General features: G+C 67.6%; 26 protein-coding genes and 1 pseudogene. 5 read left to right on the plus strand and 22 right to left on the minus strand.

Annotated features, from left to right (window positions below; all coding sequences use genetic code 11):
* Nucleotide 1: 1 nt before the first annotated feature.
* The 8 genes from A5650_RS17595 to fadD5 form a co-directional block, all read right to left on the minus strand.
* Entirely contained in the window at nucleotides 2-1,153 is a 1,152-nt protein-coding gene (locus A5650_RS17595) for an MCE family protein (protein ID WP_067080309.1), read from the minus strand.
* The gene (locus A5650_RS17600) at nucleotides 1,153-2,808 is read right to left on the minus strand and encodes a virulence factor Mce family protein (RefSeq protein WP_067080312.1); all 1,656 of its coding nucleotides are present in this window, start codon (nucleotides 2,806-2,808) and stop codon (nucleotides 1,153-1,155) included. The genes A5650_RS17595 and A5650_RS17600 overlap by 1 nt, the downstream gene beginning before the upstream one ends.
* Before the next feature lie 3 nt (nucleotides 2,809-2,811).
* Nucleotides 2,812-4,386, minus strand: coding sequence for an MCE family protein (locus tag A5650_RS17605; protein WP_067080315.1), 1,575 nt, complete (start codon nucleotides 4,384-4,386; stop codon nucleotides 2,812-2,814).
* Entirely contained in the window at nucleotides 4,383-5,414 is a 1,032-nt protein-coding gene (locus tag A5650_RS17610; RefSeq protein ID WP_067080318.1) for a virulence factor Mce family protein, read from the minus strand. The genes A5650_RS17605 and A5650_RS17610 overlap by 4 nt, the downstream gene beginning before the upstream one ends.
* Nucleotides 5,411-6,622 (minus strand): MCE family protein, encoded by a 1,212-nt coding sequence (locus A5650_RS17615; protein WP_067294124.1) that lies wholly within the window; start codon nucleotides 6,620-6,622, stop codon nucleotides 5,411-5,413. Before A5650_RS17615 ends, A5650_RS17610 begins: the two co-directional genes overlap by 4 nt.
* 4 nt (nucleotides 6,623-6,626) lie before the next feature.
* Nucleotides 6,627-7,496: an MlaE family ABC transporter permease gene (locus tag A5650_RS17620; RefSeq protein ID WP_067080323.1), complete on the minus strand. Its 870-nt coding sequence runs from the start codon at nucleotides 7,494-7,496 to the stop codon at nucleotides 6,627-6,629.
* 1 nt (nucleotide 7,497) lies between these two features.
* On the minus strand, nucleotides 7,498-8,295 hold the full coding sequence (locus tag A5650_RS17625; protein WP_067294127.1) for an MlaE family ABC transporter permease: 798 nt from the start codon (nucleotides 8,293-8,295) through the stop codon (nucleotides 7,498-7,500).
* 212 nt (nucleotides 8,296-8,507) lie between these two features.
* Nucleotides 8,508-10,175 carry a fatty-acid--CoA ligase FadD5 gene (fadD5, locus tag A5650_RS17630; RefSeq protein WP_067294130.1) on the minus strand — a complete coding sequence of 556 codons (1,668 nt, stop codon included), beginning with the start codon at nucleotides 10,173-10,175 and terminating at the stop codon, nucleotides 8,508-8,510.
* A 125-nt stretch (nucleotides 10,176-10,300) separates the two neighbouring features.
* Here fadD5 and A5650_RS17635 point away from each other — a divergent pair, with 125 nt between their 5' ends.
* Nucleotides 10,301-10,993 (plus strand): GntR family transcriptional regulator, encoded by a 693-nt coding sequence (locus A5650_RS17635; RefSeq protein WP_067294132.1) that lies wholly within the window; start codon nucleotides 10,301-10,303, stop codon nucleotides 10,991-10,993.
* Nucleotides 10,994-10,998: 5 nt separating this feature from the next.
* On the opposite strand, the gene A5650_RS17640 is transcribed toward A5650_RS17635, so the two are convergent.
* Nucleotides 10,999-11,439 (minus strand): SRPBCC family protein, encoded by a 441-nt coding sequence (locus A5650_RS17640; RefSeq protein ID WP_067080334.1) that lies wholly within the window; start codon nucleotides 11,437-11,439, stop codon nucleotides 10,999-11,001.
* Nucleotides 11,440-11,452: 13 nt separating this feature from the next.
* Nucleotides 11,453-11,893 (minus strand): acyl-CoA thioesterase, encoded by a 441-nt coding sequence (locus A5650_RS17645; RefSeq protein WP_067294135.1) that lies wholly within the window; start codon nucleotides 11,891-11,893, stop codon nucleotides 11,453-11,455.
* 60 nt (nucleotides 11,894-11,953) lie between these two features.
* Between A5650_RS17645 and A5650_RS17650 the strand changes: the two genes are divergently transcribed.
* Nucleotides 11,954-13,060, plus strand: a complete 1,107-nt coding sequence (locus tag A5650_RS17650) for an alcohol dehydrogenase catalytic domain-containing protein (protein WP_067294138.1) — start codon at nucleotides 11,954-11,956, stop codon at nucleotides 13,058-13,060.
* A 3-nt stretch (nucleotides 13,061-13,063) separates the two neighbouring features.
* On the opposite strand, the gene A5650_RS17655 is transcribed toward A5650_RS17650, so the two are convergent.
* Both A5650_RS17655 and A5650_RS17660 read right to left on the minus strand, forming a co-directional pair.
* Entirely contained in the window at nucleotides 13,064-14,860 is a 1,797-nt protein-coding gene (locus A5650_RS17655; protein WP_067294141.1) for an acyl-CoA dehydrogenase, read from the minus strand.
* Entirely contained in the window at nucleotides 14,857-15,540 is a 684-nt protein-coding gene (locus A5650_RS17660) for a TetR/AcrR family transcriptional regulator (RefSeq protein WP_067294146.1), read from the minus strand. The genes A5650_RS17655 and A5650_RS17660 overlap by 4 nt, the downstream gene beginning before the upstream one ends.
* A gap of 134 nt (nucleotides 15,541-15,674) precedes the next feature.
* On the opposite strand from A5650_RS17660, the pseudogene A5650_RS27160 reads away from it, so the two are divergent.
* A pseudogene (locus A5650_RS27160) lies at nucleotides 15,675-15,788 on the plus strand (CAP domain-containing protein); the annotation flags it as partial.
* Here A5650_RS27160 and A5650_RS17665 read toward each other — a convergent pair.
* From A5650_RS17665 to A5650_RS17695, 8 genes are all read right to left on the minus strand, one after another.
* A complete protein-coding gene (locus A5650_RS17665; protein ID WP_067080349.1) occupies nucleotides 15,785-16,312 on the minus strand; it encodes a DUF2231 domain-containing protein in 528 nt (175 codons plus the stop codon). The pseudogene A5650_RS27160 and the gene A5650_RS17665 sit on opposite strands and share 4 nt — an antisense overlap.
* 42 nt (nucleotides 16,313-16,354) lie before the next feature.
* A complete protein-coding gene (locus tag A5650_RS17670; protein ID WP_067080351.1) occupies nucleotides 16,355-17,164 on the minus strand; it encodes an ABC transporter ATP-binding protein in 810 nt (269 codons plus the stop codon).
* A complete protein-coding gene (locus A5650_RS17675) occupies nucleotides 17,148-18,176 on the minus strand; it encodes a taurine ABC transporter substrate-binding protein (RefSeq protein ID WP_067294149.1) in 1,029 nt (342 codons plus the stop codon). The genes A5650_RS17670 and A5650_RS17675 overlap by 17 nt, the downstream gene beginning before the upstream one ends.
* On the minus strand, nucleotides 18,173-19,021 hold the full coding sequence (locus A5650_RS17680; RefSeq protein WP_067294153.1) for an ABC transporter permease: 849 nt from the start codon (nucleotides 19,019-19,021) through the stop codon (nucleotides 18,173-18,175). Before A5650_RS17680 ends, A5650_RS17675 begins: the two co-directional genes overlap by 4 nt.
* Nucleotides 19,022-19,218: 197 nt before the next feature.
* Nucleotides 19,219-19,377, minus strand: coding sequence for a hypothetical protein (locus tag A5650_RS26925; protein ID WP_156744182.1), 159 nt, complete (start codon nucleotides 19,375-19,377; stop codon nucleotides 19,219-19,221).
* 101 nt (nucleotides 19,378-19,478) lie between these two features.
* On the minus strand, nucleotides 19,479-20,912 hold the full coding sequence (locus A5650_RS17685; RefSeq protein ID WP_067294157.1) for an NAD(P)(+) transhydrogenase (Re/Si-specific) subunit beta: 1,434 nt from the start codon (nucleotides 20,910-20,912) through the stop codon (nucleotides 19,479-19,481).
* Entirely contained in the window at nucleotides 20,909-21,247 is a 339-nt protein-coding gene (locus A5650_RS17690) for an NAD(P) transhydrogenase subunit alpha part 2 (protein WP_067080361.1), read from the minus strand. Before A5650_RS17690 ends, A5650_RS17685 begins: the two co-directional genes overlap by 4 nt.
* Entirely contained in the window at nucleotides 21,247-22,359 is a 1,113-nt protein-coding gene (locus A5650_RS17695; RefSeq protein ID WP_067294161.1) for a Re/Si-specific NAD(P)(+) transhydrogenase subunit alpha, read from the minus strand. Before A5650_RS17695 ends, A5650_RS17690 begins: the two co-directional genes overlap by 1 nt.
* 114 nt (nucleotides 22,360-22,473) lie before the next feature.
* On the opposite strand from A5650_RS17695, the gene A5650_RS17700 reads away from it, so the two are divergent.
* Complete coding sequence (locus tag A5650_RS17700; RefSeq protein WP_197500504.1) at nucleotides 22,474-23,370, plus strand: DUF4436 domain-containing protein; 897 nt, start codon at nucleotides 22,474-22,476, stop codon at nucleotides 23,368-23,370.
* A gap of 55 nt (nucleotides 23,371-23,425) precedes the next feature.
* Entirely contained in the window at nucleotides 23,426-24,565 is a 1,140-nt protein-coding gene (locus A5650_RS17705) for an acyl-CoA dehydrogenase family protein (protein WP_067294164.1), read from the plus strand.
* 42 nt (nucleotides 24,566-24,607) lie between these two features.
* Here the strand turns inward: A5650_RS17705 and A5650_RS17710 are convergent, their stop codons facing one another.
* Nucleotides 24,608-25,756, minus strand: a complete 1,149-nt coding sequence (locus A5650_RS17710) for a sensor histidine kinase (RefSeq protein ID WP_067294224.1) — start codon at nucleotides 25,754-25,756, stop codon at nucleotides 24,608-24,610.
* A 64-nt stretch (nucleotides 25,757-25,820) separates the two neighbouring features.
* Nucleotides 25,821-26,471 (minus strand): response regulator, encoded by a 651-nt coding sequence (locus tag A5650_RS17715; protein ID WP_197501907.1) that lies wholly within the window; start codon nucleotides 26,469-26,471, stop codon nucleotides 25,821-25,823.
* Between the last annotated feature and the right edge of the window lie 117 nt (nucleotides 26,472-26,588).

Raw genomic sequence — 26,588 nt, forward strand, 5'->3', positions numbered from 1 at the left:
CTCACTCACCCCTTTCCACCAGCGGGCCGTTCGGTGCGTTGTGCGCGTTCGGCACGAACCGCACATCCGGGATCATCGTCGCCGGGTCGCGACCCCACGCCTGCTCCAGCGCGCGCAGCATCCCGGAAAGGCCCGTGCCCGTCAGTACTGCATTGTCGAGCGACGAAAGTGTCAAGTCCACCATCAGTGACGCGTTGAGGTAGTCGCCGCGGATCACCTTCGGCACGTTCTCAATCGAGAACGGCGCGGTGAGCATGAGCTTGAGGGCGCCGATCAGGTACGGCGACGCCCGCCCGAGCTGCTTGAGCGGCCGCTGCAGGTTCTGCAGGTTGGTGTGCAGATTGTCGCTGGCCGGCGCCAACGCGTTGTCTGCGGCCCGGCTGATCCGGCCGACGGCCTCCACCGCGTCGGCGAACAGATCGCGCGTCTCCGCGAAATGCTTGATCAGCGGCGGGAACTCGGTCAACACCCGGTCCAGCGTGTTGTTGCGCTCCGCGACGATCGTGAGTAGCCGGTCGGTGGAATCGATTGCGCGCGTGATGTCCTGGCGCTGCTGGTTCAATTCGGCGGTGAACGTGTCCAGCTTGTTGAAAAACTCGCGGATCTCATCGGCCCGGCCGTTGAGCACGTTGAAGATCTCGGTCTGGATGACCTCGAGGTTCTGCACCCCGCCGCCCTGCAGGATGGTGGCGATGCTCGCCAGCACCCGCTCGGTGCTCGGGTAGGCCGACGAGTTCGCGAGCGGGATCGTGTCACCGCTTTGCAGCGGCTCCGGCGACGGGTTCGGCGGCGGCTCCAGCTCCACATGCTGTGAACCCAACAAGCTGGTCTGGCCGATGCGGGCTAGGGCGTTCCTGGGCAGTTCGATGTCGGGCTGCAGATCCAGCGTCAGCGTCGCGACCCAGTTCTTCAGCTCGATGGCGCGCACCCGGCCGACATAGACGTCGGCGACCCGCACCCGGCTGTTCACGTTGAGCGCCAAGGTGTCCGGCATCTGCACATAGATCGTCGTCGCGTTCGGCCCCGTGCCCGGACCGCCCGGCAACGGCACGTTCGCGATGCCCTTCCAGTTACCGCAGGAACTCAGCACGAGCGCGACCGCGCCCAGCGCGACGGCTCGCTGCGCGAACCTGCTCCACCTACGAACGCTCATCACCGACCTGCCTCTGCTGGTAGCGGCGGCCCTGCCGGGGCGGGCGCGGCCGGAGCGGGCCCCGGTCCCGGGCCGGGAGCCGGCAGCGGGCCGGCCATCGCCGCTCCGCCCGGATCGCCCGGGATCACACCCGGCGCCGGCGGCGGCGGCGGGCCCGGCTGCGGGTACCACGGCGGCGGCAGCGGGTTGTTCTGGTCGAAGGCATTCGGCGGACCGGGCAGATTGCCGTTGCGCGTCGTGCCGAACGCCGGCGGTGCCGCGGGGACCACACAGTTGGGTCCGCCCAACAGTTCCGCCAGGCACTCCGGGGTCATCATGTTCGCCGTGAACGGTTGCACGTCGACACCCTGCATACCCGGCGCGGCGACCCAGCCCGGTTCGTGGTTGCCGTGCGAGAACAAGGTGTCGCGTGACCAGATGCCCGGCACGGTCGTGTCCTTGTAGCCCGGCGGCGGCTGCAGCCGCGGCTCGGAGTAGGCGATCTGCTTGGGCAGCGTCATCGCCGAGCTGAACTGGTTGATCCCGAACGGCGGGAAGTTGAACTTGATCGCGTCCAGGATCGGCGCTAGGTACTGCGCGCACATCTCGGCCGACTCCTGATAACCCAGCCGGCTGCCCGCCTGGATTGCACTGCACACAAACTGCAGCGGATTGGCGAAGTTGTTTATGACGGCGTAGCTGTTTATGCCACCGGTGACCGGAGAAGCAATATTCACGAGATTCGCGCCGAGATTCGGGAACACGTGTAGGGCGGTCTCCAGACCGTTGCGCGGCTCTGGTTGCAGGATCGCGGTGGTCGCTTCGGCCAGGTTGTTGACGTCGGTGGTGAGCACCTCGGCGTTCTCGTCGAGGAACCCGCGGGTGGTCGTCAACAGCTGGTTGAGGTCCTGCAGTGCGTTCGCGACCTCGCGGTCGGTGTTGGTGAACGCGTTGGTGAACTCGGCGAGATCGTCGTTCAGCGCGACGAACTGCTGATCGCTCTGGTGCAGCGCGTTGACGAACAGCGCCAGGCTTTTCACCACGCTGAAGAAGTCGTCGCGGCCCTCGTTGAGCGCGAACAGTGCCTCCGACAGGTTGTTCAACGTCTCGTTGAGCTGCTTGCCCTTGCCCGCGAAGCCGTCGGCCGCGGATTCGATGATGTCGCCGAACGGGCCCATGGGCTGCTCCGGCGTCGGCCCCAGATCGGTCAGGATCCGGTTGATCGAGTCACGCAGCTCGTCGTACTCGACCGGCACCTGCGTACGCTCCAGCGGGATGACCGCACCGTCCTCCATCACCGGCCCGCCGGTGTACGGCGGCGACAGCTGGATGGTGCGCGACGCCACCAGGCTCGGGTTCAGGATCGACGCGGTGGCGTTGGCGGGCACCTTGTACTTGTTCTCGTAGTGGAAGGTGACCTTCATCTTGTCGCCGGCCGGTTCGATCGCGTCGATCGAGCCGACCTTCACCCCCATGATCTGCACCTTGTCGCCGGGATACAGCGCCAGCGTGTCGGTGAAATAGGCGACGACGGTGTTGGTGGTCAGCTTCTTGTACAGGTTGTACCCGACGAAGGCGGCCACCAACGCCAGCACCACGACCAGCGCGCCGATGATGACGGTCACCCGGGAAACCTTGGGCAACTTCAGGTTTCGGATGTTGAAGATCGTTGTCATCGATCAGCCCCCCTGTCCCTGAGAGAGTGGCGGCAGGAACGGTGGGTTCCCCGGCAGCGGTGGCGTGTTGGCGGGTGGCAGCTGCTGACCGGGGCCCGGGACCGCCGGCGCGGGCAACGCCGGTGGCAACGGTGCGATGCCCGGCGTGAAATCCGGCGGCAGCGGCGGTTGCGGCCCGACCGGCACTGTGCGCGCTCCTGGCGGGGCCGGCGGCAGCGGCATGTCCGCACCCGGCACCGGCGGCGAGATCTGACCCGGAATCGCCGCGGCCGGCACGCCCGGAGACGGCTGCGGGCCGTGCACATTCGGGTCAGAGGTCGCCACATTGGGTGGCCCGTACGCGGGACCGCCGAACGGCCCCACGGACAGATCCGCGCAGGGCAGCGGGTCGCCTGGTGTCGGCAGACCGTCGGCCGGCGGCGTGTACGAGCACGGTGAGCCCTTCAGCACACCGGGTCCCGGGTTCTCGGGGGTGCCTTCGAGCACGGCCGGTCCCGGCGGCGGGGCGCCGTTCTCGAAGCCCTGCGCGTTCGGGTCCGGGAACCGCCAGGCGGGCAGGCCCGCGTCGCGCCAGAACTTCTGCGGGTCGATACCGCGCTTCTTGAAGGCGGCGTCCACGAACGGCTGCAGGATCTGGCCCGGCAGCAGGTTGACCAGCATGACCTTGAAGTACGGGCCCGAAGCGACCGCTTCACCGAGCGACGCCACGAAGCTTGCGACCGTGGTCAGGGTGTCCATCAGGTCGTACTTGCGGTCGACCAGCACGCCGCTGACCACGCGGAGTTGTTCGAGCACCCGGTTGAGGTTCGGGTTGTCGTCGATCAAGCCCTTGACCTGTTCGGAGAACGAGCCGACGCGCTCGAGCAGCATGCTCACCGCGTACTGGCGCTCATTGATCGCGCCGAGCAAGGTCTGGGCGTTGACCAGCAATTGGTTGATCTGTTCACTGCGGCTGCCCAGGATGCCCGCGATTTTGTTGGCGTTGCTCAGCAGCTTCTTGATGTCCTCGTCGCGCTTGCCGATGGTGTCGGAGAACCGGGCCACCCCGTCGAGCGCGGCGCTCAGGTGTGGATAGGTCTGGTCGATGGTCTCCGAGAGCACGTTCAGCGAACGCTTCACGGTCTGGGTGTCCCAATCCGAGGCGGCCTTCGTCACGTCGAAGAACGCGTCGTAGATCTGGTACGGCGTCGTCGTCTGGCCGAGTGGCAGAACGCCGTTCGCGCGCAACGGATCCGAACCGCGTGGCTCGATCTCCATGGTGCGGCGTCCGAGAATGGTGTCGGTGCGGATGGCGGCGCGGCTGTCGGTGCCGATCTGCGTCCCGCCAAGCCCGAAGCCGATCTTGACCTTGTCGCCCTCGATCTCCATGCTGCGCACATCGCCGACGTCCACGCCAGCGATGCGCACCTTGTCGCCCGTGCCGATGCCACCGGTGTCAGAGAAGTACGCATAGTAGGTGGGCGATGCGAAAAGCATCGGGACACTGGCGAAGCTCTGTCCCACGCCGATGACGATGATCAGGATGATGATTCCCATCAACCCGCCACGGACCCGGTTCGACCCTTCGAGCGTCCTCATTGCGGTGTGCACCTACCCGACGGCTGACTGAAGAGTTTGACGGTCCGGACCGGCCCACCCGGCTGAAGGCCGTTGAGCCGCAAGGAGATATCGCAGGCGTAGAAGTTGAAGAAGTCGCCGTAGATACCGCCGGCCCTGCCGATGATCTTGAACGCGGTGGGCAGCCTGGTGAGCAAGTCGTTGAGCTCGTCCTTCTGATCGATCAGCGGTTGCTGGATGACCTCGAGATGTCCGACGGTGCTCTGCAGCAGCGGCCGGTTGTCGGCGAGCAGGTCGGCGACCGTGCCCGCCGCGTCGCTGATATCCCCGACCGAGGTGGCGATCGGATCCGCGCGGTTCTTCAAGCCGGTGATCAGCTTCTCGAAATCCTGCACGGTCTGGTCGAACTCGGCCTGATGCTTGACCGTGGTGTCCAGCACGGTGTTCAGGTTGCGGATCACCTCGCCGATCGCCTGGTCGCGGTCGGCCAGCGCCGATGTGAGCGAGGCGGTCTGGTCCAGGATGTCGTTGATCGTGCCGCCCTGGCCCTGGAAGACCGTGATGATCGACTCGGCGATGGTGTTGACCTTCTCCGGGTCCAGCGCGCGGAACACCGGCCGGAAGCCGCCGATCAGCGCGTCGAGATCCAGTGCGGGCTGGGTCTGCTCGAGCGGGATCGTTGCGCCGCTGGGCAGCCGCTTGTCGCTGTCACCCCGCTTGAGTTCCAGATAGCGGTCGCCGATGAGGTTCAGGTACCGCACCGAGGCGGTGGTGCCCTCGAACATCGGCAGCGATCGGTCGACATTGAATTCGACCTTCGCCTGCGATCCGCCGTTGACCAACTCGACGCTGTCAACCTTGCCGACCTCGACGCCCGACGCGCGGACGAACTGGCCGGCGCGTAGCCCGCTGGCGCTCGAGAAGATCGCCGAGTAGCTGGTGGTGCGGTCGAAGCGCATCTGTCCGAACACCACCACGATAATCGCGGTGAACAGCAGCAGCACCACTGAGAAGGCGCCGAGCTTGATGGCGGTACCGGTGATTTTCATGGGTTGATCGTGTTCTCCCCGACCTGGCGACCCCAGACGTACTCGATCAGGATCGGCTGGCCCAACTCGAAGTGGTTGTACGGCGCGATCGAAACACCCGTGTCCGCCACAAGATACGGCGCGGGATACAGGTCGCGCGTGATCGGCTGCCAGCAGCCCGGCCGGCCCTCGGGGCCACCGCGCGCGTTCACCCGCGGCAGGTTGTCCGGATACACATAGGGGTTACCGGCGCCTTCAATGGTGGACAGGGTCTGCAGCGAATACCCGTTGCCGCCAAGGGATGCAGCGACTTTTGGCTCCACGTCGTGAAAATTTCGAATGGTGCAGAACAGCGCAGGGCTGTACTCGTCGAGCGTCTTCGATGTCGTCAGAAGGTCTTCGGTGCCGCGAATCAGGTACGGCGCACTGCGCTCGAAGATGTCCGCACCGGTGTTGCCGAATCCGACGGCCGCCATCAGTGCCTGGTCGATGTTGCCCTGCTGCTCGTTGAGCGTGCGGGCGGTGGTGACCGCGTTCTCCAGTCCGTCGAACAGGTCGGGCGCCGCGTCGGCGTACACCTCGCCGAGGTCGGCCAGCAGGCGGTTGTCCCGCGCGAGTTCGGGCATCCTGGCGTTGACGTCGGTGAGGATCTCGTTGCCGTTGATGATCGACTGGCCGAAGCGATCGCCCAGCCCGTCGAGCGCCTCCGCCGTTGCGCTCAGAGTCTGGTTCAGCTTGATCGGGTCGACCTGCTCGGAGAGCGACACGACCGTTTCGAACAAGGTGTTGAACTCCGTTGTCACCGTGGTCACGTCGATCACGTCCGACGACGTGATGCGTTGCGGTGTCGGGTTTTCCGGTGACGAGAAGTTGATGTACTTGTTGCCGAAGACGGTGGTCGCATCGATGCTGGCATCGACGTTCTTCGGGATCAGCTCGAGGTACTTCGGATCCACGTCGAGGAGGATCTTGGCCCTCGGCTCACCGCCGACGTTGACCGCTTCCACGTCCGCCACCCGGCCGATCTCGACGCCGTTGTAGGTGACCTTGGCGCCGGGATCCATGGACAGGCCCGACCGCGCGGAGATGATCGTCAGCTGTTCGCGCGGCAGGAAGTCGCCGCGGAACTGCATGTACACCAGCACCAGCCCGACGACTGCCAGCAGGCTCAGCACCAAACCGGCCAGCTTGTACGGCGGGGTGCGGGGATTGTTCAGTGGGGCGGTCATGGCGCTACACCGTCAGGTTGAAGTTCGGGTCGACGCCGTAGAGCGCCAACGAGGCGAACAGGACCACACAGACGATCGCCACCAGCGATGCGCGCATCGAGCGACCGACGGCCTCGCCGACGCCGACCGGGCCGCCGCTGGCGAAGTAGCCGTAGTAGCAGTGGTTGAGCATCACGATGACCGAGATGATCACTGCCTGGATGAACGACCAGAAGACGTCGTCGGGACGCAGGAACGTTCGGAAGTAGTGCTCGTAGGTGCCGATCGACTGGCCGTAGAAGAACGTGGTGGTCACCTGTGCGGACAGGAAGCTCATGATGATCGCCATCGCGTACAGCGGGATGATCACGATGAAGCCCGCCATGATCCGGGTCGACACCAGGTACGAGATCGACTTGATGCCCATCACCTCGAGCGCGTCGATCTCCTCGCTGATGCGCATGGCGCCCAACTCGGCGGTGGCGCCCGCGCCGACGGTGGCGGCCAGCGCCTGACCCGCGACGACCGGCGCGGCGATGCGCACATTGATCAGCGCGGCGAAGAAGCCGGTGAACGCCTCGACACCGATGTTGCCGAGCGAGGCGAAGCCCTGGATCGCGACCAGCGACGAACCGGACAGTGTCACGAAGCCGACGATGGCGACCGTGCCGCCGATCACGGCCATCGCGCCCGTGCCCATGCCGATCTCGGCGATCAGGCGCAGCGTCTCCTTGCGGTAGTAGCGCAGTGCGTGGCCGATCGAACCGACCGCGGTGATGACGAACCACGCGACGTGCCCGACGCTGTCGAGGAACCGTGCGGGTGCGCTGGCCACACCTTTGGTGCGCTCGTACGCCCGCGGAAACCGAGAACGCAGGACCGTTGTCGTCGACACGTCAGCTCCCTGTTCCGAACCGGACACCGATCGTGGTCAGGACCACGTTGACCGCGAACAGCGCGATGACGCAGAGCACCAGGGTCTCGTTGACCGCGGTGCCGACGCCCTTCGCGCCGCCCGCGACGGTCAGGCCGCGGTAGCAGCCGACCAGGCCGGCGATCAGGCCGAACGTCATGGCTTTGATGATCGAGATGACGACCTCGGGCAGTCCGGTGATCAGGGTCAGCGTCGAGACGTACGCGCCCGCCGAGACGTTCTGCAGGTAGACGCCGAAGATGAAGCCGCCAACCAGGCCGACCGTGATCACCGCGCCGTTGAGCAGCAGCGCGACGAAGGTGGAGGCGACGACGCGAGGCACCACCAGGCGGTGGATCGGGTCGATGCCGAGGACCTCGAGCGCGTCGATCTCCTCGCGGATGGTGCGTGCTCCCAGGTCTGCGCAGATGGCGGTCGAGCCCGCCCCGGCGACCACGAGCACCGTGACCAATGGCCCGAGCTGCGTGACGGCGCCGATCGCCGCCCCCGCACCGGAGACGTCGGCGGCGCCGAACTCGGCCAGCAGGATGTTGAGCGTGAAGATCAGGAGCACGGTCAGCGGGATGGAGACCGCCAGCGTCGGCAGGAACGCCACCCGCATCAGAAACCAGCTCTGCAGAATGAACTCGCGCCACTGGAACGGCGGCCTGAGCAGTGCTTTACCGACGAGAACGCACATGCGCACGAAGCCGCCGACCGCTTCCAGGCCGGGTCTGACCTGATCGCGTACGTAACCGACAACGCCGGTCGACGCCGTCACCAGTGTGCTCCCGTGGCGCAACGGCGACTGTCGCGGTGCACCGGCAGCCCCTGTCGCACGACCCCTCCTTGCCCCGACCTGATTGTTGTTATCCCCGTCTCGCTACCGGTCGGTAGTAAGACAGACCACAGGAATGTACCCGATGCGATTCCCGCCGTGCAGGGCATCGGCCGGATTGTGCCTGTAACCGTTAGCAAACCCGATTCCGTTCTCTAATTCCTCTGCGGCGCAGCGGAAACCGCGGCGCCGGCAGAACTTTCACCGGCGTCAACCTGGTTTGCAGCCCCAAATCGTGCGCGCAGTTCGGTCTTGAGGACTTTGCCGGCGGGGTTGCGCGGCAACGCATCAACGACCTCGACGGCCTTCGGGTGCTTGTACCGCGCCAGCCGTTCGTCGAGGAAAGCGTCAAGCTCTCGCAGGTCAAGATCGGTCTGATCGGCCGCGCCGAGGGCGGCATCCAACGCCACGACGGCCACCGGCACCTCGCCCCACTTCTGGTCGGGACGTCCGATCACGGCGACCTCGGCGATCGCCGGGTGCGCCGCGAGCGCGTTCTCGACCTCGGCGCAGTAGATGTTCTCGCCGCCGGAGATGATCATGTCCTTCTTGCGGTCGACCACCCAGACGTAGCCCTCCTCGTCCTGACGGACGAGGTCGCCGGAGTGGAACCAACCGCCGGCGAACGCTTCCGCGGTGGCCTTCGGGTTGTTCCAGTAACCGGCCATCAAAGTCGGTGCGCGATAGACGATCTCACCGACCTGTCCTATTGGGACGTCGTTCATGTCCTCGTCGACGACGCGGGCCGCGACGGTGGGGATCACCTTGCCGACCGATCCGAGCTTGCGGATCGCGTCCTCGCCCAACAGCATGCAGGTCACCGGTGACATCTCGGTCTGGCCGAACGCGGCCAGGATCTGGGTGCCGGGGAACGTCTCGGCCATCTGGCGCAGCAGCGTGTCCGACGCGGGCGCCGCGCCCCAGGACAGCACGCGCAGCCGCAGATCGCGGGGGCGGGCCTGCTGTGCCGCGCACACCGCCTGCCACTGGGCGGGCACCAGGAAGATGCCGGTGACCTGCTCGGCCTCGAGCACGTCGAGCAGCTCGTCGGGGTTGAACGCGCCCAACGGATAGACGACCGTCGGCCGCCCCAGCAGCAGGCCGGGGATCATGTTGCCGATCCCGGCGATGTGGAACAGCGGCACACCGATGAAGCCGACGTCGCTGTTGATGTCGGCGCCGTTGGTGAACAGGAAGGTCAGCGCCTGCCCGGCGATGTTGGTGTGGGTGAGCACCGCGCCCTTCGGCCTGCCCGTGGTGCCCGAGGTGTACATGATCAGCGCTGGGGAGTCGTTGGGTATGTCCACGACCGCCGCCGGTGCGCCGGCCTCGGAGATCAGGTCGTCGTAACCGATCAGGTCGTTCTCGGTGCTGCCGCCGGCTACGACGACGGTGGTCAGCGTCGGGTCGATGTCACGCACCGCGGTGGCCACGCCGGCCAGCACCGCCTCGGTGATGACCACCTCGGCCTGACAGTCGCTGACCAGGAAGGCGATCTCGGGCGGGGTCATGCGGAAGTTGACCGGGACCGCGATCGCACCGAGCTTGTTGACCGCGAGGAACGACTCGATGTACTCGGTGCGGTTGAGCATCAGGATCAGCACCCGGTCGCCGAAGCCCACTCCGCGCCGGCTCAACGCCCCGGCCAGGGCGCCGACCCGCTCGTCGAGCTCCCGCCAGGTGGTCGTCTTGCCGAGGTAGCGCAGCGCGGTGGCGTCCGGCTGCATCAGTGCGTGGCGGGCCAGCTGGTTGGTCCAGTTCTGTCTGCGAGCGAGATAGGGCTGGGCGGTGGGGTCCGGCTCGATCAAGACTTGTTGCTCCATCGGATCTCGGGGTTGCGCGCGTTTGACATTTGATCAAACATGGTGTTGCCCCGGTCACACTATGGCCTCGGCCGCTCGGGTACAAGCCCTCGTCAACGAAGGCCGGATCGCACCGGGAGAACGCAGTGAACGCACCGACCGCACGGCTCTCGAAGCCGCGCCGGAGCGTGCGGCGCGAACAGCTGTCCGACGAGGTCGCGGCGCGGTTGCGCGCCGACATCATGACCGGCGTGCTGCGGCCGGGCACCTTCATCCGGCTCGATGAGACCGCCGCCGCGCTCGGGGTCAGCATCACGCCCGTGCGCGAGGCGCTGCGCACCCTGCGCGGCGAAGGCATGGTCCAGCTCGAGCCGCACCGCGGCCACGTGGTGGTGCCGCTGACGCGCGCCGACGTCGAGGACATCTTCTGGCTGCAGGCCGCTATCGCCCGTGAGCTGGCGGCGACGGCCACCGCCCGCATCACCGACGCCGAGATCGACGAGTTGGACCGGCTCAATGATGAGTTGGAAACCGCGGTCGCCCACCACGACATCGCCGAGATCGCCGCCGCGGAGTTCGCGTTCCACCGAGCGTTCAACCGGTCGACCGGCCGCATCAAGCTGGCCTGGTTCCTGCTCCACGTCGCCCGCTACCTGCCGGGCCAGATCTACGCCGGCGACCCGCAGTGGGGGGTCGCCGCGGTGGCCAGCCACCGCGAGCTCATCGCCGCCCTGCGCCGCCGCGACGTCGACACCGTCGTCGCGCTGACCGCCGGCGAGTTCACCGACGGGGCCCAGCGCCTGATCGCGCGCCTCGACGAAACAGGGTTGTGGAGCTGACCCCTCTACGTGGCAGCCAGTTGTTCGGCGCGGGCCTTGAGGTTGTCGGCCAGATAGTCGAGCGTGTCACCGATGGCCTTCTTCACCATCGGCTTCGGGATGGGCAGCTTGGTCTCGACGTCGAGGTCGACCGTCAGCAGCGAGGTCGCGCCCAGCGGCACGACGGAGAACTTCTGTTCCTGTTTCTCGAAGTGATCGCCCTGCTGCAGGACGGTGAAGATCTGGTTCTCGCCGGGGTAGTAGACCGCGGTGATGAAGGTGCCCGCCTGGCCCTGCACCACGACGTCGAGTCGCAGCTGGCTGGGCCGGCCGTCGTTGTACCGGGCCAGCACCCAGCACCCCTTGATCTCCTCGTTCCATTCGGGGTAGGCCTCGAAGTCCGCGACGATCCCCATGATCGCTTCGGCGGAGGCCGCCACCTCGACTGTCTTGCTCACGAGCGGCATCCGACGAGCATATCTATTGGTCGGTGCGGGCCTTTTCCAGCAGTGCGCGGATCGCATCGGGGATCGGCACCGGCTTGCGTCCCGCCCGGTCGACGTAGACGTGTACCCAGTGCCCGACGGCGGCGGTCGGACCGTCCTGCTGCCACAGCCCCAGCCGGTACGTGACGCTGCTGTTGCCCAGCCGGGTGACCGCGAGGCCGACCGTCAGCGGATCCGGGAAGCGCAGCTCGGCCAGGTACCGGCAGCCGGACTCGGCCACCACGCCCAGCCAGGGCGCGGTCAGCGGGTCGAGCCCGAGGCTGGTGTTGATCCATCCGTTGATCGCCGAATCGAAAAGCGCGTAGTACACCGCATTGTTGAGGTGTCCGAACATGTCGTTGTCGGCCCACCGCGTAGTCACCGGCCAGCGCACCGGGAAATCGGCCGCGACCGGGACCGCCTCGCGTTCGGTCATGACGCAAGTCTGGCAGGCGTGCGATTGCCGGTTCGGGCGGTGCGACGGCAGGCTGGTCCCATGAGGATTCGCGGAGCGGTACTGGAGGAGATCGGCCGCGACCGGCCGTATGCCGACTCCCGACCCCTGACGGTCGGCGAGCTCGACCTCGCCGCGCCGGGGTCCGGGGAACTGCTCGTGCGGGTGGAGGCCGCGGGGCTGTGCCACTCGGACCTGTCGGTGGTCGACGGCAACCGCGTCCGGCCGGTGCCCATGCTCCTCGGCCATGAGGCGGCCGGCGTGGTCGAAGAGATCGGCCCCGGCGAATCCGACATCGGAGTCGGCACCCGCGTGGTGATGACCTTCCTGCCGCGCTGCGGCGAATGCGCGGCATGCGCGACGGACGGCCTCACCCCCTGCGAGCCGGGTTCCGCGGCCAACGGCGCGGGCACGCTGTTGACCGGCGAGCGCCGGCTCTCGCGCGACGGGCAGCCCGTGCACCACCACCTCGGCGTCTCCGGTTTCGCGACCCACGCGGTGGTCGACCGCCGGTCTGTCGTGCCGGTGCCCGACGACGTGCCCGCGGTGGTGGCGTCGCTTCTCGGCTGCGCCGTGCTGACCGGCGGCGGTGCGGTGGTCAACGCCGGGCGGCCCCGCCCGGGCGACACCGTCGCCGTCGTCGGCCTCGGCGGGGTGGGCATGGCCGCAGCGCTCACGGCGCTGGCCCAGGACGACGTCCGCGTGGTCGGCGTCGATCGGCTTCCCGAAAAGCTCGAGCGGGCACGCGGTCTCGGGGTGCACGACACCTACTCACCGGAAGACGCCCGCGAGAACGGCGTCAAGGCGCACATCGTGATCGAAGCCGTCGGGCATCCGAGCGCACTGGAGACCGCGGTCGATCTCACCGCCGCGGGTGGGCGCACTGTGACGGTGGGTCTCCCCCGGCCCGATGCGCGAGTGACACTGTCTCCGTTGGGTTTTGTCGCCGAGGGTCGTTCGCTGATCGGCAGCTATCTCGGTTCGGCGGTGCCGTCGCGCGAGATTCCGCAGTTCGTCGAGCTGTGGCGCGCGGGGCGGTTGCCTGTCGAATCGCTGGTGTCGTCGACGATCTCGCTCGACGAGATCAACTCCGGTATGGACGAGTTGGCCGACGGCCGGGCGGTGCGGCAGGTCATCCGGTTCGACTAGGCGTCAGAACCAGCCGTCTCGCATCTCCAGTGTCGTGCGATCCAGGCTGGCCAGCAGGTCGAGTTGCGGTGCGGTCCTGGGCAATTCGTATCGGAAGAAGTAGCGGGAGGCCTGGCGCTTGCCGTCGTAGAAATCGCCGGTATGGCCGTGCGCGGCGATCTCCTGCTGTAGCCATATCCAGGCGACGACGATGTGGCCGAACGCCTCGAGGTAGATCACGCTGTTGGCCATGGCCGCGTCGACGTCACCGGAGCCGAACATGTCGGCGGTGACGGCGGTCAGGCGTTGCCACGCCGCGTCCAGAAGGCTCGCGTGTTCGGCGGGCCGACCCCCGAGTGCGGCTGCCTCGACGACCGTCTTCCCGATCGCGGTTTCCAACGCCGCCAGGCCCGCACCGCCGCGCGCAGGGACCTTGCGGCCCAACAGGTCCAGGCTCTGGATTCCGTGCGTGCCTTCGTGGATCGGGTTGAGCCGGTTGTCGCGGTAGTGCTGTTCGACGTCATACTCGCGGGTGTAGCCGTATCCGCCGTGCACCTGGATCGCCAAGCTGTTGGCCTCCAGACACCACTGCGACGGCCAACTCTTGCCGACGGGCGTCAGCATCTCGAGCAGCAGGGTGGTTGCGTCGCGCTCCTCGTCCGACACCGCGCTGTGCTGCAGGTCGACCAGCTTCGCGCAGTACAGCAGCAACGCCAGCCCGCCCTCGGCATACGCTTTCTGCGCCAACAACATCCGCTTGACGTCGGCGTGCTCGATGATCGGTACCTGCGGCGTCGACGGATCCTTGGCGCTGACCGGGCGGCCCTGCGGGCGCTCGCGGGCGTACTGCACTGATTTGAGATAGCCGGTGTAGCCGAGCGCCACCGCGCCCATCCCGACGCCGAGTCGGGCCTCGTTCATCATGGTGAACATGTAGGCGATGCCGCGGTGTGGTTCGCCGACGAGATAGCCGACCGCTCCGGGCTTTCCGCCCGGCGTGTACGTGCCCTCGCCGAGGTTGAGCACCGTGTTCGTGATGCCCCGCTGGCCCATCTTGTGGTTCAGCCCCGCCAGCACGATGTCGTTTCGCTCGCCGACCGCGCCGTCGCCACCGGGCAGGTATTTGGGCACGATGAACAACGAGATGCCCTTGGTTCCCGGTGGCCCACCGGGAATCTTGGCGAGCACCAGGTTGACGATGTTGTCGGTCAGTTCGTGTTCGGCGCCGGAGATCCACATCTTCGACCCGAACAGCCGGTAGGTGCCGTCTTCTCGGGGTTCGGCGCGGGTGGTGATGTCGGCCAGCGACGAACCCGCCTGTGTCTCCGACAGCGCCATGGTGCCCGAGAACCGCCCCGCCAGCATCGGTTTGACGAACCCCTCGATCTGCTGGTCGGTGCCGAAGCGGGCCAGCAGGTTGGCGTTGGCCATGGTCAGCATGAGGTAGCCGGTCGTGCTGAGGTTGGCCGCCGAGAACCAGGCGAATGCGGCCTGCGCCACCGCCGCGGGCAGCTGCGCGCCGCCGAGACGGTGCTCCATCGACATCGCGATCAGGTCGGCGGCGGCGAACGCATCCCACGCCTCCTTGACCTCGGGGATGACGGTGACCTTCTCGCCATCGAAGGTCGGTTCGTTGGCGTCGCTGGTCTTGTTGTGCGGCGCGAAGTACCGCGTCGCCAGCTGCTCGCAGAGTTCCAGCACCGCGTCGAAGGTCTCGCGCGAATGCTCGGCGAACCGTTCGCGTTCGGTCAGCTGCTCGACGCGCAGCCACTCATAGAGCAGGAAGTCGAGGTCGCGACGCGACAGCAGCAGCGACTTCACGGTGCGGTCGCGGTGTCCGGTTCGCCGGGTAGCGCGTCGACCTCGATGCCCAGCGGGGACTCCGCCCGCACGGACTCGTCGCGGATCAGGCCGCGCAGTAACGCCGTGCTGAACTCGACGGCGATCTCCTGGGCGGTGCGCCTGCCGTGGGGCCGCAGCCAGCGGTACGCGCCCAGCGTCATGCCGATGTAGCCCAGCGCCAGCACGTGTGAGTCGCAGTCGTAGAACTCGCCGCTGGCGATGCCACGGTCGATGACGTCGCGCACGTGCTCGTAGACCTGCGTCTCCTTCTCGCGGATGTAGGCCACCTGCTCCTCGGTGAACCACTCGCCGATGTAAGGGCCCTCCTGGAAGTACACGGCCGCACGTTCGATGTCGCTGGCGATGCCGACGAGCAGGCGCCTGGTGAAGTGGTAGATCGTCTCGCGGGCCGACGCCGTGGGGTCGTCGTGCAGCGCGTCGACCGTGAAGTCCGCCGCGCCCTTGTAGATGTCGTAGAGGATCAGCGACTTGCTGGAGTAGTAGTGGTAGACGGTCGCCTTGTTCAGGCCGACCGCGTCGGCGACATCGTCCATCCGGGTGCCGTGGTAGCCGCGCGCGGCGAAGAGCTTGGTGGCTACGGCCAACAACTCGTCGCGACGGGTCCTCCCGTTCTGGGTGGCGGCGTCCGAAGAGGGCATGGCGACTCACTATATGCAGGCCGGAAGCGCGTCCGGCGGTCAATCAACTGGTTGGAAGTGTAGGTGTTGGGGGTGTCGCACTCCGCAGGGCGGGTCTAGACTTCGGTCATTACCGGCCGCACTCGAGAGGTGACCCCATGGATCCGAATCCGGACTATGACGCGAGCGACGAGCTGGAATACGGCGTGAACTGGTTCGCCTGGATTCTGCGTGGGGTCTACCCGCCGCCCGCCTATCCGCCGGTCTAACCCGTCAACTGCCAGCGGTGTACCCCTGCGCCTTGGGCATAGGACAGGTGCCCGCCGAGCGCACCGCCCACTGAAACCGCGGTCAACCCGAGCACGCTGAACGTGCGCGCCGCGCCCAGCTTCCCCCTCTTGTACTTCCGATAGGCCATCCAGAACGCCAGCGCCGCGACGGTGTTGCCTGCCGCGTGCACGAGCCCGACCCGCCGCTGCCGCGTTCCCAGCGTCGGGAACTCCGCAAGCCCCGCGAGTACCGCGGGTGGCGTCGCGGCCAACCCGATCGCGATGAGCTGGCGCGCGGCGTCGCGGTCCTTGAAGATCAGGTCCAGCACCATCGACGACATCCATGCGCCTATCGGAAGCGTGATCATCAACGGATGCGTCGGGTGGCCGAGCCAGGAGCCGCGCAGTCCCTGCGCCAACGCGCCGTCGCCGAGGACCCGATCGACCGCGTCGGCCGTCCGGTCCGCGACCGCGTCGAGAGAGCCGGCCGATTCGGGGATCTGAAGAAGGGCGTGCATGTCCATGACGTCGGATTACCCGACCGCCGTCGGCTGAACCGCCCAAGGTCAGGCCGCGGCCGCCTTCACCGCTGCCCCCACCTCCGCGCGCAGTTCCGCGTACTCCGGCGAGCGCCGCAACTCGTCGGGGTCGATGCCGGTGCGGGGGAGGTCGACGGGAATGTCCAAGGCCACCTGGCCGGGCCGCCGGGTGAGCACCACGATGCGTGAGCCGAGGAACGCGGCCTCGTCGGCGCTGTGCGTGACGAACACCGTCGTGCGCCCGGTCTCGGCACTGACCGCGCGGACGTCCTCCTGCAGCAGCTCACGTGTCAGGGCGTCGAGCGCGGCGAACGGTTCGTCGAGCAGGAACAGCGGGGTCTCGGCCGCCAGCGCCCTGGCGATCGCGACCCGCTGCTGCTGCCCGCCGCTGATCTCCCAGATCTTGCGGCCCGCCGTACCTTCGAGCCCGACCCGGCGCAGCAGTTCGTCGCGCCGATCGGTGCGACGCTCGCGCGGCACTCCCGCGTATCGCAGCGCCAGGTCGACGTTTCCCCCGACCGTGCGCCACGGGAACAGCCGCGGCTGCTGGAAGACGACGCCCGCGGTGACGCCCGGCGTAGGCGGGGCGCCCGCCACCCGGACCGAGCCCTCGCTCGGCGCCTCGAACCCGGCCAGCAGCCGCAGCAGCGTGCTCTTTCCGCAGCCCGACGCCCCGACCAGGACCAGGAATGCCCCGGGTTCCACGGTGAGGTCGACGGGGCCGAGTGCGGTCACGGCGTCGCCTCCGCGGCCGTACCGGTGTGAGACGCCGCTGATCCGGATACCGTCGGTGTTCCGTTGCTGTGCAACGGTTTCGACGTCACGAAGTGAGGACACCCGGCAGACCCTTGGTGTAGAGCGCGGCCTGGAACGTCGACAGCGGTGCGGCTTCGGGAATCTGCTTCTGGTCGGCGAGGAACTGCGAGGCGCTCTGCAGGTTGACGGCCAGGTTGCCGGGTTCGCCGTCGGAGCCGAGCCATTCGGCGGACGCGACTTCCCGCGGGGTCAGGTACACCGTCTGCTTGAGCTGTCCGGCGACTTCCGATGGAGTGAGCCCGATTTCGGCAGCGATGGCCTTGGCCGCGGCGTCGGGATCGTTGTGGAGGACGTCGAGCGCGCGGGCCTGCTGCTGGCGCCAGGTGTCGACGACGTCGGGATGTGCGTCGGCGAATTCGTCGGCCACCACGGCGAGGTCGAGGGTGGGCTTGCCCGCCTCGGCCAGTTGCCGGCTGGTGATGAGGTCCTTGCCGTTCTTGCGCAGCTGATCCAACGTCGGCAACCAGGAGTACCCGGCGTCGATGTCGCCGCGGTCGAAGGCCGCAAGAATGGCCTGCGGTTGCAGGTCGACGAGCGCAACGTCGTTGGCGGACAGCCCGTTCTGGGCCAACGCGGCGAGCAGGCTGTAGTGCGCGGTGGAGGCGAACGGCGTGCCCACCCGCTTACCGCGCAGGTCGGCGATGGTGTTCACACCGCTGCCGTTGCGGGCCACCAGCGCCTCGTTGTCGCCCGCGACGTCGAGCACGAACGCGACCTTGTAGGGGATGTTCAGCGGAGCGGACAGGCCGCGCGCGACGGGGCTCGAGCCCAGCGCGCCGAAGTCGAGTTCCTTCGCGATGAACGCGGTGTTGACGTCGGCACCGGAGTCGAACTTGGTCCACTTGATGTTGTAATCGGGCAGCGCCTCTTCGAGCCAGCGGTTGTTCTTGACGATCAGGTCGCCGCTCGGGAAGGTCTGGTAGCCGATCCGGATCGTCGGTTTGCCGGCCACCTGGTCGGACTTGTCCACCGAGCAGCCGGCAAGGGCCAGGACGGCCGAAAGAAGCGCTATCAGAAGAGCTTTGGTTCTCATATCTTTCCTCTCCACGGGACGGCGCGCCGTTCGGCCGCCCGAAGCAGACCGTCGATCAGCAGGCCGGAGATGCCGATGGCGAAGATGCCGACCAGCACGACGGGGGTGTTGTTGTAGTTGCTCGCGTCCTTGACCAGACCGCCGATGCCCGGAATGCCGTTGAACAGTTCGGCGGCGACCACCGACGAGTAGGCCATGCCCACCGCGAGCCGGATGCCGGTGAACGTTTCGGGCAGTGCGGACGGGACGACGACGTCGCGGATCACCTCGCGCCGCGACGCGCCCAATGCCCGTGCGGCTTCCTGTAATCCGACCGGCGCGGCGAGCACGGCAGCGGTGGTGGCGACGGCGGCGGGCGGCAGGGCCGCCAGCGCCAGCAGGGTGATCTTCGGGGCCTCGTCGATGCCGAGCCAGATCACCAGCAGGAAGAAGTACGCCAGCGGCGGCAGCGCGCGCAGGAATGTCAGCCACGGTTCGAGGACGCTGCGCACCCAGCCGATTGAACCCATCACCAGGCCAAGCAGCACGCCGAGGGCCACCCCGATCGCGACGCCGGCCAGCACCCGGCGCAACGTCATGTAGAGGTGCTCCCACAACAGATACCCCGCATACCCGCGGACCCCGTCGTGGGTGGTGGAGATGTCGACGAACGCCCGCCACACCGTGCTCGGATAGGGCACGAACGTCTGGTTCCAGACCCCGCTCGCGGCGGCGAGCTGCCAGACGGCGAAGAACACCAGCACCGACAAGACCGGCAACACCGCACGGGTCAGACGGCCGCGCCACCTCCCAGTGGGCGTCTCGACGATCGGCTCGTCGGGCACGATGTCAACGAATACGGACACGGTCTGCGGCTTTCTGTGGCTGAAGTGAGGCGAGAAGGGTTCAGCGACAGCAGCAGTCGGCAGGCAGTGTCGCGCTCACCCGGGTATTCGTACCGGGTGCTGGCGCAAGGGGTGAATATCTGCGATCAGCGCGAGCGAAATTCCGCGAGCGGCTCAGGCGGCGCGCGGCAGCCCCTCGAACGGCGAGCGTCGCTCCGTCACCCGCCCGAGCTTACGTTCGACGCGAGCTGTGCGGCGGGCGGGACCGGCGCGGCGGTCACCCGGGCGGCCGCGACCTGGGCGGCCTGGTCGACCATCCCGATCGCGACGGCCACGGTGGCCAGCACGCCGGCCTTCGAAGTGTTCTGACCGGACATGCCGCCTCCTTGGTGAAATCTGTTGCTTCGATCTCACCGCGGGCGCGACCACGCGCCAATGGCGCTGACAGCAGAACCCACTACCGGCTAGCAGGTAATCGCTAGAGCGCCTTGAGTTCCTCGATCACGGAGGTGACCGACTTCTTGGCGTCGCCGAACAGCATCGAAGTCTGGTCGAGGAAGAACAGCGGGTTCTCGATGCCGGCGTAGCCGGCGTTCATCGAACGCTTGAGCACGATCACCGACCGCGACTCGTCGACGTTGAGGATCGGCATGCCGTGGATCGGGCTGGACGGGTCGTTGCGCGCGGCCGGGTTGGTGACGTCGTTGGCACCGATGACCAGCGTGACGTCCGTACGGCCGAATTCGCCGTTGATGTCGTCCATTTCCTTCATCGCGTCGTACTCGACGTCGGCCTCGGCCAGCAGCACGTTCATGTGCCCCGGCATGCGGCCGGCGACGGGATGGATCGCGTACTTGACCTCGACGCCTTTGCTTTCCAGCAGATCGGCCATCTCCTTGACGGTGTGCTGGGCCTGCGCGACGGCCAGTCCGTAGCCCGGGACGACGATCACCTGGTTGGCATAGGCCATCTGGATCGCGGCGTCCGCGGCCGAGGTGGCCTTGACGGTGCCCTGGTCCCCACCGGGCCCGACCGCCGCGGCGGCGCCACCGCCGAAGGAGCCGAACACGATCGCCGGGATCGACCGGTTCATCGCCACCGCCATCAGGTTGGTCAGGATCGAGCCCGATGCGCCGACGATCATGCCCGCGACGATCATCGCGGTGTTGTTCAGCGCCAGACCCGCTGCGGCCGCGGATAATCCGGTCAGCGCGTTGAGCAGCGAGATGACGACCGGCATGTCGGCGCCGCCGATCGGGAACACCACGAACAGGCCCATCAGGCCGGCCAGCACGAGCACCACCGCGATCGTCCAGTCCGGGCTGCCCGTACCGGCGTTCAGCCCGATGTAGATCGCCGCTGCGGTCGCGCCGAGCAGCAGCACCACGTTGGCGGCCTGAAAGAGCTTGGCCGAGGCGACAAGTCGCTTCTCGACGTTCTTGGGTATCGATTCCTGAAGTTTCAGGAACGCCACCAGAGAACCCCAGAACGACACCGAGCCGATGATCGCGGCGAACAGCGAACCGGCTACCAGCGCCACCGTCGGGTGCTGGTCCGGGGTGAAGTGTCCGAAGCCGTCGGTCTCGATGAACTCCGCCCACGCGATCAGCGCCACGGTGCCGCCGCCGACGCCATTGAACAGCGCCACCAGCTGGGGCATCGCGGTCATCTTGGTCTTTTTGGCCGGCGGCACACCGAGAATCACACCCAGCGCCAACCCGGCGACGATCAGGATCCAGTTGATCGGCGCGGTGTCACGCACCTTGATCAGGGTGGCGATCACGGCGATGGCCATACCGGTGGCGGCGATCCAGTTGCCCCGCACCGCGGTCTTGGGCCCGGTCAGCCCCGAGAGGCCGAGGATGAACAGCGCGAACGCGACGATGTAGAGGACGGTGACGAGGTAGTTCACTTGTCGGCCGCCGCTTCCGTCGTCTCGATAGATTTCGGTTCCGGCTTGCGGGACTTGAACATGCCCAGCATCCGGTCGGTGACCAGGAAGCCGCCGATCACGTTGAGCGTGCCGAAGATCAGGGCCACGAACGCGATCGCACGCACACCCCAGTGGGCGTCGGCGGGCAGGTCCCCCAGCACGATCAGCGCACCGAGCACCACGATGCCGTGGATGGCGTTGGTGCCCGACATCAGCGGTGTGTGCAAGGTGTTGGGCACCTTGGAGATGACGGCGAACCCGACGAACCCGGCGAGCACCAGGATCGCGAGATTGGCCAACAGATTGTCGTACATCATCCCTCCCGGGTGACGCAGGAGGCCGCCACGACCTCGTCGTCGAAGTCTGGTGCCAGCGCACCGTCGGTGATCAGCAGGTCCAGCAGCGAGGTCAGGTTCTTCGAGTACAGCTCGCTGGCGTGCTCGGGCATGGTCGCGGGCAGGTTCAGCGGCGAGGCGATGGTGACGCCGTGCTTGACGACGGTCTGCCCCGGTTCGGTCAGCTCGCAGTTACCGCCCGTCTCACCCGCGAGGTCGACGACGACGCTGCCCGGCTTCATCCCCTCGACGGCGACCGCCGTCACCAGCCGGGGCGCTGGGCGTCCCGGGACCAGGGCGGTGGTGATCACGACGTCGAACCCGGTGATCGCGCGTTCCAGCTCCTTCTGCTGCTGTGCGCGCTCCTCCTCGGAGAGCTCCCGGGCGTAGCCGCCCTCACCCGCGGCCTCGATTCCCAGTTCGAGCCACTGCGCACCGACCGAGCGGACCTGATCGGCCACCTCGGGACGCACGTCGTACCCGGTGGTGCGCGCGCCCAACCGCTTGGCGGTGGCGAGCGCCTGCAGTCCGGCCACACCCACGCCGAGCACCAGCACCGATGCCGGCTTCACGGTACCGGCCGCGGTGGTGAGCATCGGGAAGAACCGCGTCGACTCCGAAGCCGCCAGCAGTACGGCCTTGTAGCCCGCGACGTTGGCCTGAGACGACAGCGCGTCCATCACCTGGGCGCGCGAGATGCGCGGGATCGCCTCCACGGCGAACGCCTGCACGCCCGCAGCCTTCAGCGCCGCGATCTGGTTGTCCGCGTTGCGCGGTGCGAGGAAGCCGATCAGCGTCTGCCCGCTCTTGAGCCTGGACACCTCGTCGGCGCTCGGCGGCGCCACCTTGACCACGACGTCGGCGCTCCAGGCGTCGCCGATCGTCGCGCCTGCAGCGGTGTAGAGATCGTCGGGCAGCAGCGCCCGCTCGCCCGCCCCGGATTCCACGACGACGGCGACGCCGCTGTTCACCAGCGACGCGACGGCCTTCGGCACCAGCGCGACGCGGCGCTCGTCCGCCCCGGATTCGCGGACCACCCCGACCGTCGGAGCCGCCGCGGCGGCGACATCAGCATGCGTGTGCTCCGTCATGACGGAACACCTTAACCGCTACCGCTGGTCACAGCTAAATCGATACGGGTCGTCGCGGATTTCCACCGGCACGGCGCGCCGGAATCCAGCGCCGCTGCAACTAGCATCCGCGTGGTGGGGGAAGAAGAACCGTCGAGGTTGCGCAGCCGCAGACGCTCACGGTTGAACGACATAGCCACCGTCCTGATCATCCTGGTGATCTACGCCGCCTCGCTGGTCGGCTATCACTACCTCTCCGGGCAGGCCTCGACGCTCGGTTCGCCCGACCTCGGCACCGACGACGACAACATCGTGCGCGTGACCTTGTCGGAGCTGCACACGGTCGCCAACCAGATCGACGTCAAAGTCGTCGTCTTCCCGTCCGACGATCACATGAACGACGACCTCAACGTGGTCAACACCGATATCGCGGTGCGCCTGTTCATCGACGAGGTCAACATCGACGTCGACGATCTGCAGACACCGAAGGGCCAGCTGCCCGCCGAGATCAGCACCACGCTCACCGCCAGCGGCGACGCCGACAAGTGGCCGTTCGACTCGTACAGGCTGGGCGCGCTGGGGGCCGACATCCTCGTCGGCAGCGGTGACGCCCGCACGTTCGAGCCCGCACGGGTGGTGGTGACCGGCGGACTGGACGGCTGGGACGTCTCGAGCACGCGCAGCGGCCCGGCCACCCAGTCGGCCAAGGACGGTGACTACGAGACGGTGACGTTGAGGCGAGCCAAGGGCCCGCTCGCGTTCGACGTGGGCCTGTGCCTGGTGTTGATCACGCTGCCCGCGCTGGCGCTCTTCGTGTCCATCGAGATGCTGCGCGGACGACGCAACTTCCTGCCGCCGTTCGGTACCTGGTATGCCGCGTCGTTGTTCGCGATCATCCCGATCCGCAACTTCATGCCCGGCGCTCCGCCGCCCGGCGCGTGGATCGACCAGGTGCTCGTCCTGTGGGTGCTGCTGGCGATGACGGGGGCCATGGTGCTGTACTTCACCGCCTGGTGGAGACGCAGCGACTGACGGCGCCAGCGCCCGCCTATGGTTGTCTCGACCCGCACAACCAGGAGGCCATCGGATGGCTGTCGACCGGCTGCTGCCCACCCCGGACGCCGAGGACCTGATCGCGCTGACCCGCGAGATCGCCGACAAGGTGCTCGACCCGATCGTCGACGATCACGAGAAGGCGGAGCGCTATCCAGAAGGCGTGATGGCGCAGCTGGGCGCGGCCGGGCTGCTGAGCCTGCCCCAGCCCGAGGAATGGGGCGGCGGTGGACAGCCGTATGAGGTCTATCTGCAGGTGCTCGAGGAACTGGCGGCGCGCTGGGCGGCCGTCGCGGTGGCCGTCAGCGTGCACAGCCTGTCGTCACATCCCCTGCTGACCTTCGGCACCGACGAGCAGAAGCGGCGTTGGCTGCCCGGGATGTTGTCCGGTGAGCAGATCGGCGCGTACAGCCTGTCCGAACCCCAGGCCGGTTCCGACGCGGCCGCGCTGCGCTGCGCGGCCACCAAAACCGATGGCGGATACCGGCTCAACGGCTCCAAGTCTTGGATCACCCACGGTGGGCGCGCCGACTTCTACACATTGTTCGCGCGGACGGGCGAAGGCTCGCGGGGCATTTCGTGTTTCTTGGTGCCCGGCGACCTTCCGGGGCTGACCTTCGGCAAGCCCGAGGAGAAGATGGGCCTGCACGCGATTCCGACGACGTCGGCGTTCTACGAAGACGCCGACATCGAGGCGGATCGGCTGATCGGCGGCGAGGGTCAGGGCCTGCAGATCGCTTTCTCCGCACTGGATTCCGGGCGGTTGGGCATCGCCGCGGTGGCCACCGGGTTGGCGCAGGCCGCGCTCGACGAGGCCGTCGCCTATGCGAACGAACGAACCACGTTCGGGCGCAAGATCATCGACCATCAGGGCCTCGGGTTCTTGCTCGCCGACATGGCGGCCGCCGTGGCGACGGCCAGGGCGACGTACCTGGACGCGGCCCGACGGCGTGATCAGGACCGGCCGTACTCACAGCAGGCCAGCGTGGCCAAGCTGGTCGCAACCGACGCCGCGATGAAGGTGACGACCGACGCGGTGCAGGTGTTCGGCGGCGCCGGCTACACCCGCGACTACCGCGTCGAGCGATACATGCGTGAAGCGAAGATCACCCAGATCTTCGAGGGCACCAACCAGATTCAACGTCTCGTCATCGCCCGCGGCCTCACTTCCTGACCGCGAGCAGACGGCAAACTGCCCATTTTCGCGGCGGAATGGTCAGCTTTGCGTCTGCTCGGCGGTTGACGGGGGCGGCTCCGGCGGCGAGGTGACCGTGACCTGCGTGCCGTCGCCGTCGGCGGAGTTCACCTTCATCGAACCGCCCATGGCGTCGAATCGGGCCAGCAGCGAACCCAGTCCGATATGGCCGTCGGCGACATACTTTTCGATGATTGCCGGGTCGAACCCCTTGCCGTCGTCGGAGACCGTCAGCACGACCCGATCCCCCTGCCGCGTCAGCGCCACCCGCACGGTCGTCGCGCCGGCGTGCTTGTAGATGTTGGCGAGCAGTTCCCGAGCCGCGCGATAGAGCAGCTGCTGTGATTCGGGCTTTCCGACCTCGTCGAGGTCCGCGTGTACCTCGTAGCCGCCGCGGGATTCGAACTGCCGCACCAGCTCTCGCACCGCCGGTGTGAGGCCCAGTTGTGCGAGCACCTGCGGGTGCAGTTCGGTCACCGTCGAGCGCAGCGCGGCGGCGGTCTGCTGCAGCGCTTCGCGCACCGCCTCCAGCGCCGGATCGTCGTTGTTCTCCTGCAACTCGTCGAGGTCGAGGCGCGCCGCGAGCAGCGTCTGCAGCGGTCCGTCGTGCAGGTGCTCGGCGACCTCGCGGTTGTGCCGCTCGTCGGCCTGCATCGCCTCGGACACCAGTTGGCGCCGCACCGCCTGGAGTCTCGCGACGCGTGCCTGTCGGCGGACCAGCACGACGCACAGTGCGGTCATCGCCACCGCGCCCCACAGCAGAAAGCCGAAGTGCGTGTAGACGACGTCCGGCAACCCGACCGAGTCGTCCCGCTTCGAGTACACGATCCACGCCCCGAGATAGGCGCACGCCGTGCCGACTCCGAGCAGCGCTGTCAGCATCGGCCGGTCCTGGAACGCCACCGCGATCGGCAGCAGGAAGAAGACCGGGAGCAGCGCCGCCGTGGCGCCTCCCGACACCAGACACAGCACCAGGATCATCAGGACGTCGACACCGGTGGACGCCCAATCTCCCCACCGGGGCACCGGGCCACGCAACACCGCGACGAGCCAGACCACGGCCGCCACCGCCCACGTTCCCAGCACCACTGCGTAGAGCTGTGGCAGCCAGTGATCGACCTCCCAGATCAGCACCAGCACCGCGACCAGTGCGAGCAACGGCAGCCGCATCACGGCGGAGACGCGCACGGGTTCCGTGGCGAAGAAGTTCGCGATCCGACCCAGCACGGCGACGTCAGTCCAACAGCTTGCGGCGCATCGCCTCGGCGACGGCGGCGCCGCGGTCGTTGACCCCGAGCTTCTCGTATAGCCGCTGCACGTGGGTCTTCACCGTCGAGGGCGCGAGGAAGAGTTGTTTGGCCATCGCGGGGATGCTGCTGCCGGACGCGATGAGCTTGAGCACCTCGCGCTCGCGTGGGCTGAGCGTCGGACCGTCGGGCTCGGCGCGCTTGCGGATCTCACCGGCGAGGCCGGCGGCCAGGCTCGGGGCGACGATGTCTCGGCCCTTGGCGCAGTCGAGCACGGCGTTGACGAGCTCGGAGCGGGTGGACTCCTTGGGCAGGAAGCCCGAGGCGCCGTTCTGCAACGCCTGATAGACGATCGCGGATTCGTCGTGTGCGGAGATCAACAGCACGCGGGTGGGCAGTTCGTCGCGGACCACCGCGGCGGCCACCTCCGAGCCGTCCATCCCCGGCATCCGGTAGTCCAGCAGCGCCACTTGCGGGTTGTGCTCACGGATCGCGGCGAGCGCCGTCACCCCGTCATCGGCCTCCGCGACCACGTCGATCTGCCCGCTGGAGACCAGGGCTCGGACGACGCCGTCGCGAAACATCGGGTGATCGTCGCCCACCACCACGCGGACCCTGTCACCGGTTGTGCTGCTCACCACGCGATCAGCTTGGCACAGCGGCGCGTTCGCTTCCCCCATTTGGAGGACACGAGATTCATCCGGTTCGACCGCCGTTCGCCGGACATACAGCGAGGTCGCGGTGCAGCACTCTTG

This window comes from Mycobacterium sp. 1164985.4, from assembly GCF_001668575.1.
GTDB lineage: Bacteria > Actinomycetota > Actinomycetes > Mycobacteriales > Mycobacteriaceae > Mycobacterium.